Source organism: Nocardiopsis kunsanensis DSM 44524, from assembly GCF_000340965.1.
Lineage (GTDB): Bacteria > Actinomycetota > Actinomycetes > Streptosporangiales > Streptosporangiaceae > Nocardiopsis > Nocardiopsis kunsanensis.
Window position 1 is genome coordinate 19,527 of sequence record NZ_ANAY01000016.1, and the last position, 12,415, is coordinate 31,941.

Annotated in this window: 8 protein-coding genes; 5 read left to right on the top strand and 3 right to left on the bottom strand. The window is 68.5% G+C overall.

Going from position 1 to position 12,415, the window contains the following annotated elements; genetic code table 11:
* Nucleotides 1-47: 47 nt before the first annotated feature.
* Entirely contained in the window at nt 48-3,770 is a 3,723-nt protein-coding gene (locus D456_RS0112485; RefSeq protein ID WP_017576515.1) for a nitrate reductase subunit alpha, read from the bottom strand.
* A 373-nt stretch (nt 3,771-4,143) separates the two neighbouring features.
* Between D456_RS0112485 and D456_RS0112490 the strand changes: the two genes are divergently transcribed.
* From D456_RS0112490 to D456_RS0112500, 3 genes are all read left to right on the top strand, one after another.
* The gene (locus D456_RS0112490; RefSeq protein WP_017576516.1) at nt 4,144-5,322 is read left to right on the top strand and encodes a beta-1,3-glucanase family protein; all 1,179 of its coding nucleotides are present in this window, start codon (nt 4,144-4,146) and stop codon (nt 5,320-5,322) included.
* Nucleotides 5,323-5,435: 113 nt separating this feature from the next.
* Entirely contained in the window at nt 5,436-6,065 is a 630-nt protein-coding gene (locus D456_RS0112495; protein ID WP_230480248.1) for a pyridoxamine 5'-phosphate oxidase family protein, read from the top strand.
* A 106-nt stretch (nt 6,066-6,171) separates the two neighbouring features.
* The gene (locus D456_RS0112500) at nt 6,172-7,359 is read left to right on the top strand and encodes a PP2C family protein-serine/threonine phosphatase (protein WP_017576518.1); all 1,188 of its coding nucleotides are present in this window, start codon (nt 6,172-6,174) and stop codon (nt 7,357-7,359) included.
* Between the two features lie 19 nt (nt 7,360-7,378).
* Here the strand turns inward: D456_RS0112500 and D456_RS0112505 are convergent, their stop codons facing one another.
* Nucleotides 7,379-8,422 (bottom strand): methyltransferase, encoded by a 1,044-nt coding sequence (locus tag D456_RS0112505; RefSeq protein ID WP_017576519.1) that lies wholly within the window; start codon nt 8,420-8,422, stop codon nt 7,379-7,381.
* Nucleotides 8,423-8,773: 351 nt separating this feature from the next.
* Between D456_RS0112505 and D456_RS24085 the strand changes: the two genes are divergently transcribed.
* Nucleotides 8,774-10,099: an HNH endonuclease signature motif containing protein gene (locus tag D456_RS24085; protein WP_040699215.1), complete on the top strand. Its 1,326-nt coding sequence runs from the start codon at nt 8,774-8,776 to the stop codon at nt 10,097-10,099.
* 85 nt (nt 10,100-10,184) lie between these two features.
* A complete protein-coding gene (locus D456_RS0112515; RefSeq protein WP_017576521.1) occupies nt 10,185-11,363 on the top strand; it encodes an amidase in 1,179 nt (392 codons plus the stop codon).
* A gap of 6 nt (nt 11,364-11,369) precedes the next feature.
* On the opposite strand, the gene D456_RS0112520 is transcribed toward D456_RS0112515, so the two are convergent.
* Nucleotides 11,370-12,146, bottom strand: coding sequence for an enoyl-CoA hydratase/isomerase family protein (locus D456_RS0112520; RefSeq protein WP_017576522.1), 777 nt, complete (start codon nt 12,144-12,146; stop codon nt 11,370-11,372).
* Between the last annotated feature and the right edge of the window lie 269 nt (nt 12,147-12,415).

Genomic DNA, 12,415 nt, shown 5'->3' on the forward strand with positions numbered 1-12,415 from the left:
GGGGGTCTCCGTTGTCGGCATCGGCGTTGTCCGGATCGTGGCGGGCATCAGTACTCCACCGCCTGGGAACGCCGGCGAATCACGGTCACTTCGTCACGCTGGTTGCCGGTAGGTCCGATGTAGTTGAAGGCGTAGCTGAACTGCGCGTAGCCGCCGATCAAGTGGGTGGGCTTGATGAGCAGGCGCGTGATCGAGTTGTGGATACCGCCGCGTTCGCCCGACGTCTCGGCTCGGGGGACATCGATGAGCCGGTCCTGGGCGTGGTGCATGTAGACGGTCCCCTCCGGCATGCGGTGGGAGACGACGGCGCGGGCCACGACCACACCGTTGCGGTTGACCGCCTCGATCCACTCGTTGTCCCGCACGCCGATCTTCTCGGCATCGGCGCCGCTCATCCAGACGGACGGGCCGCCGCGGGACAGGCTGAGCATCAGTAGATTGTCCTGGTACTCGGAGTGGATGGACCACTTGTTGTGCGGGGTCAGATAGCGCACGGTCACACCGAGTTCGCCGTTGTCACCGATCTCCGGTTCCTGGAAGAGCCGGTGCATGTTCAAAGGCGGCCGGAACACGGGCAGGTTCTCGCCCGCCTCGGTCATCCAGTCGTGGTCGAGGAAGAGGTGCTGGCGTCCGGTGAGGGTGTGCCAGGGTTTGTTCCGTTCGACGATGATGGTGAAGGGCGAGTACCGGCGTCCTCCGCTCTCGCTGCCGGACCACTCCGGCGAGGTCAGTACCGTCACCGGGGCGACCTGCACGTCGGCGAAGGTGACCTGTTTGCCCTCGCTCTCGGCGGACAGGTCGGCCATTGCGGTTCCCACACGTTTCTCCAGGGTGTGAAAACCCTGGGTGGCCAGGCGTCCGTTGGTGGTGCCCGAGAGGGCCAGGATCGCTTCGCACATCCGGGGGGCGCGTTCGAGCGACGGTCGCCCGTCGGCCGGCCCGCCGCGCACGGTGCCGTTGGCTCTGCCCAGGTACTCGATCTCCTTGCCGACGTCGTAGACGATGCCCTTGGTGCTCACACCGTGTTCGTCCGGGAGCGGGCCCAGCGCACCGAGCTTGGCGGCGATCGCGGTGTAGTCGCGTTCGACCTCCACGAGCTCGGGCATGGTCACGCCCGGGACGGGTTCGCACTCACCGAACTTCCAGTCGCGCACGGTGCCGTTGGGTGTGGCCATCGCGTCGGGGGTGTCGTGGGTCAGCGGTACTGCGACCACGTCCCGCCGTGTGCCCAGGTGCTCGACGGCCAGCTCACGGAAGCTGCGGGCCAACCCGTGGAAGGCGTCGAAGTCGGTACGGGCCTGCCAGGGCGGGGAGATGGCTGGGTTGAACGGGTGCACGAACGGATGCATGTCCGTGGAGTTCAGATCGTGTTTCTCGTACCAGGTGGCGGCGGGCAGCACCACGTCGGAGAAGACGGTGGTGCTGGTCATTCGGAAATCCAGGGACAGCAGCAGGTCGAGCTTGCCTCTGGGCGCCTCCTCCCGCCAGTTCACGTCCCGGGGACGCTCACCCTCCCGCGCCTGCTCGGCCCGCAGGGAGGAGCCGGTGCCGAGCAGGTGCTCGAGGAAGTACTCGTTGCCCTTGGCCGAACTGCCCAGCAGGTTGGCCCGCCACACGGTCAGGACCCGTGGCGCGTTCTGCGGCGCGTCGGGGTCCTCGCATGCGAAGCGCATCCGCCCTTCCCGGAGTTCGCGGGGCACGTACTCCCTGACGGGGAGCCCGGCCTCACGTGCCTGGTCGCTCAGGTCCAGGGGGTTGCGGTCGAAGGTCGGGTAGGAGGGCATCCACCCCGAGCGCGCGGACTGGGTGATGACGTCAGCGGTACTCATGCCCTTGAACAGGCCCTTGCCGAGCCCGGAGGAGACCTGATCGGCGCTGAACCGGTCGTAGCGGTACTGGCCGCTGTGCAAGTACCAGAACGCGGTCTGGACCATTTGCCGGGGCGGGCGTACCCAGTCCCCGGCCGAGGCCATCTGGTTGTAGCCGGTGAGCGGGCGGGTCTTCTCCTGCCCGACGTAGTGTGCCCAGCCGCCGCCGTTGACGCCCTGGCAACCGGTGAGGGCGGTCAAGGTGAGGAAGGCACGGTAGATGGTGTCGGAGTGGAACCAGTGGTTGGTGCCTGCGCCCATGATGATCATGGAGCGGCCTTCGGACTCCTCGGCGTTGGCAGCGAACTCGCGCCCGACCCGCGCGGCGCGGGCCGCAGGGACACCGGTGAAGGTCTCCTGCCAGGCCGGGGTGCCTGGTTCGTCGGGGTCGTCGTAGCCGGTCGGCCAGCTTCCGGGCAGACCGTCGCGTCCCACGCCGTACTGGGCGAGCAGCAGGTCGAAGACGGTGGTGACCAGGTGGCCGCCGATCCTGCGCACGGGTACACCCCGGCGCGAGGGCTGGGCGTCCTCGGTGTCGAAGCGGGCCAGCGCGACCTCGACCGACTCGGCTCCCCCTTCGCCGTGGCCGTCCTCGTACAGGGTGAGTCGGGGACGTGTGCCCTCCAGGTCGAGGTTCCAGCGTCCCTCGCCCTCCTCGCCGTAACGGAAACCCAGCGAACCGTTGGGCACCACCACCTCTCCGGTACCCTCGTCCAGGACCACTGTCTTGAAGGCGGTGTTCTCTCCCTCCCGCCCCAGGTCCTGGGCGGTGAGGAACTTACCGGCCCGGTAGCTGTCGCCGTTCTCCTCCAGGCGCACCAGGAACGGCAGGTCCGTGTAGCGGCGCACGTATTCGTCGAAGTAGGGGGTGGTGCGCTCCACGAAGAACTCGCGCAGCGTCACGTGCCCCATGGCCATGGCCAGCGCACCGTCGCTGCCGGGCCGGGCGGCCAGCCACTCGTCGGCGAACTTGGTGTTGTCGGCGTAGTCCGGGGAGACCACGACGACCTTCTGGCCCCGGTAGCGGGCCTCGGCCATCCAGTGCGCGTCCGGGGTACGAGTGACAGGAACGTTGGAGCCCCACATCATGAGGTAGCCGGCGTTCCACCAGTCCCCCGACTCGGGTACGTCGGTCTGGTCGCCGAAGACCTGTGGGGAGGCGACGGGAAGATCGGCGTAGAAGTCGTAGAAGGAGAGCATCGGCCCGCCGATGAGCCCGTAGAAGCGGGAACCGATCGCCTGGGAGACCATGGACATCGCCGGGATCGGGGAGAATCCGGCAACCCGGTCGGGGCCGTGGTCGGCGATGGTGTGCACGTGGGCTGCGGCGGCGATCTCGAGTGCTTCCTGCCAGGTGGCGCGGACGAGTCCGCCCTTGCCGCGGGCCCGCTTGTAACGGGCGGAACGCTCGGGGTCGGTGACGATGTCCTTCCAGGCCAGGACGGGGTCGTCCAACCGCTGCTTGGCACCGCGGTACATCTCCAGCAGGACGCCACGCACGTACGGGTAACGCACGCGGGTCGGTGAGTAGGTGTACCAGGAGAAAGCGGCACCGCGCGGGCAGCCCCGGGGTTCGTACTCGGGACTGGCCGGTCCCACCGACGGGTAGTCGGTCTGCTGTCCCTCCCAGGTGATGATCCCGTCCTTGACGTAGACCTTCCAGGAGCAGGAGCCGGTGCAGTTCACCCCGTGTGTGGAGCGCACCATCTTGTCGTGGCTCCAGCGGTCCCGGTAGAAGGTGTCGGCGCCGCGTCCTCCGGCGCGGTGGACGGTACGCAGGTCTTCGGAAACCTCCTGTGGTTTGAGGAACCTCCGGGTGCGGAGGAGCGCTTCGGAGACCGGTCCGTCCGTACCGGGGGACGGATCGGTCTCGGATGTTCTGCGCGGATTGCGGCGGGGCACTTGTGCGGTCCTCTCTCCAACGGCGGCCGTGTGCGGCCGTCTCGGTGACCTGGCCATGTGACAGCTCACCAGCGTCCGTGTCCGTCGCACCAAAGTCGGGAGTCAGGCATCACCCCGCGAAGGTCGGTACCGGGGAGAGGTCCTAGGTCCCCGGGTCGGTACCGGGGAGAGGTCCTAGGTCCCCGCCGGGCGCACGTGCATCCGTGCACCCAGGTGTGATCCGCTGCCCGGCCTCGGAAAACGGGACGGGGTCTCACCCCTGTGTGAACTGGGAACTCATGCAGCCCGGAAATCTCTTGTGTCGACCCGGTTGACGCCAATTAATTGGAAATTTAGTTTTCAGTTTTCTGCCCCTCACGCGAGGAGACCGCACATGATCGACCGCCGACTCTTCCTGGGCGGGACCGCACTCGCCGCCGGCGTCCCGCTGCTCGGTGCCGGATGCTCCACCCACTCCGCCCAGCCTGCCTCCGCCAGCACGGGTACACGCAATTCGGGAGCGCTCCCGGTCAGTGTCGCCAACAACAGCGGGCGCTTCTCCGACGAGGAGATCCTGCTCTACATCGTCGGAACGGACCTGACCACCGACAGCCACTGCTGGGTGGACCCCACCGGCACGCCCCACCCCGTCAGCGAGGACGACAACACCGATGACGGCTACACCGACTACTCCATCCCTCTGGATTCGCTGCCCGAGGACATGACACTCCCCTTCATGTCGGGGCGCATCTACATCGCGCTCGGCGGCAAGCTCGGGATCCGTATCGTCACCGACGGCAACGGCAACCCCGCTCTCCAACTGCCCTCGGGCTGGGTGGAGGGCGAACCCGGCTTCGATGTGCTGCACGACTCGGTGGAGTTCACCCACAACGAGGACGGCATGTTCTGCAACACCTCCATGGTCGACCAGTTCAGCGTTCCCATCGGCATCGAGCTGACCGGGCAGGAGGACCACGCCACCGGGTTCTTCGTCCCGGGCGGGCGCGACGCCGTCTTCGAGACCCTGGCCGCGGACCCCGACTTCGGCGACCTGGTCTTCGACGACCTTCGGGTCATCGCCCCCGGCCACGGCCTCGGTGCGGGCCGGTTCGATCCCGCCTACTACGACCCCTACGTCGACCGCGTGTGGTCGCACTACGCCGACACCGACCTGGTGGTCACCACCAACGCCGGGACCTTCACCGGCCGGGTCGAGGGCGACGAACTGCTCTTCGACGGCGGTGTGGAGCCCATCCCCCGCCCCTCCACCTCCGATGTGCTGTTCTGTGACGGAGCGCTGGCCGCACCCAACGACGGCATCACCGGGCCGGTCGCGGCGATCGTGGGCGCGGCATTCAACCGCTCCACCCTGCTCAACCACTCCGCACAGCCCACGAACGACCCCGACGGCTTCTACCTGGACGAGGTGACCAACCGGTACGCAGCCGTCTTCCACGAACACACCGAGGACGGCAAGGCCTACGGGTTCGCGTTCGACGACGTGGCGGGTTTCGCCTCCTACGTCCAGGACCACGGCCCGAGCGCCTTCGCCATCACCCTGACCTCCTTCTGACCCCTGCCGCCCCGGGCCGCCGGAACCGCTCGGTCCCGGCGGCCCGACCACGCCATAGGATCGACGCAGCGGGGTGCACCGTTACCGGCGCGAGCGGAAGGAACTTGATCGACGTGGACGTCTCTGACCTGCAAACCGTGCAGGACCACTCCCACTTGCGTGAGCTCGTGGGCGATCCGGCACCGATCGTCGTGGACAAGGACCGCGGATACCTCGACGAACACGGACTGGCCTTCCTGGAACGCAGCCCCTTCGTTCTCGTGTCGACCTCGGGGGCCGACGGCACCTGTGACGTCTCCCCGCGCGGTGAAGCACCGGGCGGGTTCCGGGCCCTGGACACGCGCACGGTCGCCATCCCCGACCGGCCCGGCAACCGGCGCGTGGATTCCCTCGTCAACATCGTCGACAACCCGCACGTGGGGCTGCTGTTCTGCGTCCCCGGGGTCGAGGAGACCCTACGTGTGAACGGGACCGCGGCGATCGTGGTGGACCAGGATCTGCGGGAGAGCTTCGCGGTGCGCGGCCGGGTACCGAAACTGGTGCTGTGCGTGCAGATCGAGGAGGCCTACTTCCACTGCGCGAAGGCGTTCCGGCGTTCGGCGCTGTGGGAACCCTCGACGTGGCCCGACCGTGCCGAGCTGCCGACCCTGGGGCAGGTGCTGAAGGACCTCAAGGACAGCCCGGACCCGGTGGAGGCCATCGACGCCGCGCTGGAGGAGGAGAACCGGGCCGCACTCTACTGAGGTGGCCCGCCGCACCACTTTCCTGACCGGCTTTGGCGCGTCTCTTCGTGTCTCTGCTGGTCACGACGGGTAGGAACCCCTCCGACCTGTGCCTCCGCCCGTCTGGATGGTCGCCATGGCAGTGGAACAGCACGGCATCGACAACGTGGTCAGGACCCTGGCGCGTTCCAGCACCCATTTGACCTTCGAAGGGTTGGCGTCCCGGGTGACGGAGGAAGCCGAACACGCCGGGTTGTACGGGGTTCGTCTGTATCTGGCCGACCGCCAACAGATCATCCTGAAAGAGGTGACCGGTAAAGGCTCCGACTCCGCCCAGGGCGGGGAACAGCTGCGGATAGACGGCAGCGTCGCCGGGCTGGCCTTCATCCACACCCAGATTCTCCGGGTCGCCCGCCTGCCCCAGTACTGGGTCCCGGTGCAGAACGGCAGCGAGCGCTTGGGGGTGCTCCACATCGAGCGGGCCGAGAACGCCGACGACGAGGTACTGCGCTCTCTCGCAGCGATCGTGGGCCTCCTGGTCGCGGACAAACGCTCCATCAGCGATTCCTACGCCCGGTTGATCCGGAGTCGACCGATGACGGTCTCGGCGGAGATGCAGTGGACCCTGATGCCACCCACGGTCTTCGCCAACGAGAGGGTCACCCTCGCGGCCGCCACCGAACCGGCCTACGCGAACGCCGGCGACTCCTTCGACTACGCCTTGTCCGGCAACACCGTCCACATGGCCCTGTTCGACGCGATGGGCCACGACAACGCCGCGGGCCTCCTGGCCAACCTGACCGTGGGAGCGTTCCGCAACGCGCGGCGCAGCGGCATTGCTCTGGAGGACATGCCCGCGGAGGTGGAGAAGATACTGACCGAGGAGTTCGTCCGTTCCCGGTTCACCACGGGGATCATGGCCGAGCTCGACACCGAGACCGGGATCTTTCGCTGGGTCAACTGCGGGCACCTGCCACCGGTGCTCCTGCGCGGGCAGAACGCGGTCCGCACTCTGGGCTGCGAACCCACACACCCGCTGGGCATGGACTTCGAGGTACCGGTCCACGTGTGCAGCGAACAACTCCAACCCGGCGACCGGATCCTCGTGTACACCGACGGCATGATCGAGGCCCGCGACTCCCGGGGCGAAGAGTTCGGGATCGACCAGTTCGTGCGGTTCATCGTGCGGCAGGAGGCCGACCAACTGCCGGTGCCCGAGACCCTGCGCCGTCTGATCAATGCAGTGATGCTCCACCACAAGAGCGAGCTCGGGGACGACGCCACGGTGTTCTACTGCGAATGGCACGGGAGCTGACCAGGCGGTAGGCCGTGTCTCATTCGGGGCGGCCGACCGTGAACTCGGTCAGGGTGATGCCGTACATGCTGTGTTCGCCGGCCAGGGACAGACCGGCCTCCGCGGCGAGGTCCGAGAGTGCGGCGACGTCGCGTTCACGGCCGTTGAAGTAGGCGAGCATACGCACGTCCAACTCGGTGACCTGTTTGCCCCCGCCGTACTCGGCCACCAGGACCCGTCCGGTGGGGTCGGCCGCCTCCGCGCACCGGCGCAGGATCGCCAGTGCCGATTCGTCGTCCCAGTCGTGCAGGACCCAGCAGAGCAGGTAGGCGTCACGACCCGGGGGCAGGGGATCGAAGAAACTCCCGGCGACGGCGTCGGCGCGCTCGTCCAGCCCCGCGTACCGAAACGTTTCCCATGCCGTCCGAACGGGGCCTTCGAGGTCGAGGACCGTGCCACGCAGACCAGGGAAACGTCCGAGAAGCACGCTCAGCAGAGTCCCGTCTCCCCCACCGACGTCCACGATGTCCTTCAGGGAATCCCACCCGTACATCCCGGTCAGGGTCCGGGCATGCTCGATCATGCGCGCACCCATCAGGTGATCGAACGAGGCCGCGAGGGCGGGGTCGGCCGACAGGTCCTTCCAGAACGTCGAACGGAAGTAACGTGCGTAGGCGGTCTCACCGGTGCGCAGGGCCGAGGCCAGCTCCGTCAGACTCACCTCGGAGCGGCCGATGGCCCCTTCGGCGGAGAGCCAGCCCAGACGCGACCACGGGTGGTTCGTGCGCAGGGCCGAGCCCGTACCGGTCAGGCCGAAGCGTCCGTCCTCCATCGTGAAGATGTCCTCGTTGACCAGATGGCGCATGACCCGTCCCAGTGCTTCGGGGTCGGCCCCGACCGCCTCACCCAGTTCCTCTGCGGTGCGGGCCCGGTCGACGAGGTGATCGGCGATGCGCAAAGTGGCCACGGCCCGGATCGCCAGCGGTGTCACCAGCGCGGCCTTGCGCCACAAGCGTGCGGCTTCCTCACGGAGCTGCGGTTCGTCCTTCCCGGCGCCACGATCGTGCGTGTTCCCCGTGCCCATGGCCCGCCCTCCCCGTCTCTGATGCGGCCTCTGTCCGTGGACCGTAACCCGGCGCAGGCCCGGTTGTCAGAGATCCGGCAAAGTCCGTTATCAGGAGGTCCGGGGTGGCGGGGGTGAGAGGTACCTGCGGATGGAGTGGTTGTGTGTTCCTGGGGACGGTGGTTCGTCCCGGGAACGCGCGGGGCGGACCCCTTCGTATTCTACCGCGGGCATGCGGGCCTGTGGATTTGTCCACAGGAGCATTGCGAAAAAAGAAGAAGCATCCCCAGGAATCACGGACGGGCCGGAACAAGGGCCTCAACCCCTTGTGGACACTGCCCTTTCCGGGAACGATTCTCGTAGCATAAAAACATGACGAACCACACCGCAGATACCAGCACAGGAACGGACCCCGACGCGGCCGTTGCTGCGCTCGGCGCTGCGGCCCGCAACGTCATCTCCTCCTTCGACGGCGACCTCCCTCCCGGCACGGCCGCCAATACGCTGGAGCGCCTCACAGCAGTACACAGACAGGTCGATGCGCTCAAACTCGCAATGCTCGCCCCGATCGCCCGGATGGAAGCCTCCGGGCAATTGCTCGAAGAAAGCGGCCAGAAAAGCGTGAAGGCATATATGATGCACACCTGGGGCCTCCACCCCGGTGAGGCCGAGCGCCTGGCCCTGTTGGCCACCGGTCTGCACACCGAAACGCTGCCGCACACGGCCCAGGCACTGGCCGAGGGTGTGTTGACCGTGGGCGAGGCCGCGGCCCTGGCATCAGGGGCCGAACGCGAGGTGAAAAAGCGCGATACCAACACCCATCCGGACGCCGAACAGTACCGCTCCATGATCGAGACCGGTCTGGTCGGCGCCAAACGCGAGCGTACGACGATGTCGGTACAGTCCCTCACCCGCGCCGCCAACGCGTTGGGCCTGGAGCTCAACCCCGACCGGCCGGAGAAGAACGAAGAGCAGGCGTTCACGGCCCGGGGTGCGCAGATGAGGCGTGCCTTCGAGGGGACCTTCCACTTCCAGGCCTGGGGGCCTGCCTCCGACGCCGAGAAACTCCGGGCGGCGTTGGAGTCCTACACCGCCCCCTACGACGGCCACGCACCGGTCCCCGAACACGCACGCACCTACGACGCCCTGGTGGCGGCGGCCGGGTTCGCCCACGGCCACCACGGATGCCGGAACTCGCCGGGCCCCAAAGCCCTGATCACCGTGACGGTACCCCTGTCGACCCTGGTGGGGGTCGAGGGCGGCGCACCCGCCACCACCCAGGACGGCAACGTGCTCGCGACCTCGGTGGTACGGGCCATGGCGCCGCAGGCCCAGCTGCGCCGCCTGGTCTTCGACGACCGGACCGGCCTGCCCCTGGACCTGGGCCGGGCCCACCGCCTGGCGCCCGGCTACCTGCGTACCTTGGCGTTTGCGAAGCACTCCACCTGTGCCTGGCAGGGCGGGTGTGATGTGCCGGTCTCCCAGTGCGAGGCCGACCACATCACCGAGTTCTCCCACGGCGGCACCACCAGCGCGGAGAACTTGCAGCCGTTGTGCTCGACCCACAACCGGCTCAAGTACCGCCGCGCCACCCACCGCCACACCGGAACCAGAACCGGGTCCGGGGGCAAGAGCCCACCGGAGAAGACCGCCCCGCCCGACGGCACACCCGGTGGCGGCCGCACCCGGCATCCGTAGCTGCCTACTGCCTGCGCCGCCCTTGCCCTGTTCGGCGGGCTAGGCTTCGGCACACAGACGAACACCACCCACACCGGTGCGATCCATGAGCCCCACCACCCATTCACCTCCCTCCATCCCGCCGACACCCCCACCGGACGCGGGCACGAGCGCCGCACGTGTCCACCGGGGTGAGGTCAGCGCGTACGAGACCGTCCGGGACTCGCTGGCCTCCATCGGCCGAATCGCCCACCTGCACGCCTTCACCGAAGTGTGGCCCGAGGAAGCCTTGGAGCGGGCCCGCTCGGCCGATGATGCTCTCGCCCGTGGTGCCGACCTGCCGTTGGCGGGTGTACCGGTGGCGGTCAAGGCATCCGAGGGGACCGGTTCCCATCAGGCCGAGGCGCTGGTCAGAGCCGGCGCGGTGCCGGTCGGTTCCACCTCCGTTCCCGGCCCCGGGACCGCGTGGAAGACCTGGGGTCGTACTGACGCGGGCCCCACTCTCAACCCGTGGGATCCGGACGTGGTGCCCGGTGGCTCGTCGGCGGGCTCGGCTGTGGCGGTGGCGACCGGGGCGGTGCCGTGGGCGACCGCGAGCGACGGGGCCGGGTCGACACGGATACCGGCCGCATGGTGCGGGGTCCTCGGGTACAAACCCACGACCGGGCTGCTGCCGGCGCGCGACCGGGCCGGGTTGACCGTGGGCGGGCCGATCGCGCGTACGGTGCCCGATCTGGAGCTGTACCGGAGGGTGGTCCTGGGTGGGAGCCCGGTGCCCGTTCCCGCCCGTATCCGGGTGGCGTGGTCGGGGACGCTGGGGTTCAACACCCCTGAGCCCGAAACGGTGGAGCTCGCAGAACGGGCCCTGCGGCGTTGGGAACGCGGTTCCGGTGCGGTCGAGGTGGTCGATGCACCGGTAGCACTCGCTGATCCGGCCGAGGCGTGGTTAGCTCGCCGCGGGACCGGCCCGGATGTCCGTGCAAGCGTGAGCCGGGGCGACCGTCGGGTGTTGGCGGAGTTGTTCTCCCGAGTGGACCTGTTGGCCACCCCGACCACACCCAACCCGCCACACCCGCACACGGGGCCCGGTGAGGTGATGAGCGTGGGGTTCACATGGTTGTTCAACCTGACCGGGCACCCGGCGGTGAGCCTTCCGGCCGGGCGTACTGTGCGGGGACTCCCGGTCGGGTTGCATCTGGTCGCCGTGCACCACGCGGATGCGTTCCTGTTGTCGGCCGCTGCGGACGCCGAGCGCACCGCAGCGCCCGTCCTGTATCCGGGGTGAGCGGGTTCAGGAACCGGTGAAGGTGGGGTCGGTGCGCTCGAGGGATGCTGCAACGCCGACCCGGTGGTCGTCGGTGTCCATGAGGGCGGCCTGTTCGGCGGCCTCGTGTTCCATGGCGGCGGGCAGCGCTGCGCGGAGGTCGGCGCGGAGGGTGGCCTTGATCGAGCGCACTGCCAGGGGCGCGGAGGTGGTGATGCGGTGGGCGTGCTCGAGGGCGGCCCTGCGTACCGCGTCGGCGGTGTCCTCGTCGGTGAGGTGGTCGGCGAGTCCGATGGTGTGGGCCTCGGTGCCGGTGACGCGGCGGGCGGTGTAGAGCATGTCGGCGGCTTTCTGTTCGCCGATCAGGCGCGGGAGGGTGAGGGTGGTTCCGAAACCTTGGTGCAGGCCCAGGCGTCCGAAGTTGGCGTGGAAGCGGCTGGAGGGCGCGGCCACCCGGAAGTCGGCGGCGCACGCGAGGCCGAGTCCGCCACCGACGGCTGCACCTTGGACTGCGGCGATCATGGGGACGGGCAGGTCGAACAGGCGGCGGCCCTCGGCGTAGAGGGCGCGCAGGGTCCGCTGGGGGGTGTTGCCCACCCCGGCGCCGGAGAAGTCGACCCCGGCGCAGAAGTTCTTGCCTTCGGAGGTCAGGACGAGGGCGCGGCACTGGGGTGAGGCCGCGGCTTTCTCGGCCTCGTCTGCGAGCTCTCGCAGAAGGTCGAGGTTGAAATGGTTGTTGGGGGGTCTGTGTACTTGCAGGGTTCCGACGTGCCCGTCGAAGCGGACGGACAGTTCCTCGCTCATGGTTTCTCCCCGGTCAGGTGGTGGAACGGAATCGAGGTTACTGTCTGGTAGCCCGGTGCTCGGCGCCCCACCCCCGTGTGCCGCACCGAGACCTCCGAGGCACACATGACGAGGGCCCCTCCCGAAGGAGGGGCCCCGGCCCGGCTCAGATGCCCCGTGGGGCGCGTGATGTCGCTGCACGCTCTCCGCCAGGCGAAATCCACCCTACGCCCCCTTCGCGGTGGAGCACGCGAAGGGTACGGAGCGGGTGCTTGCCCCAGCCCGGGGCG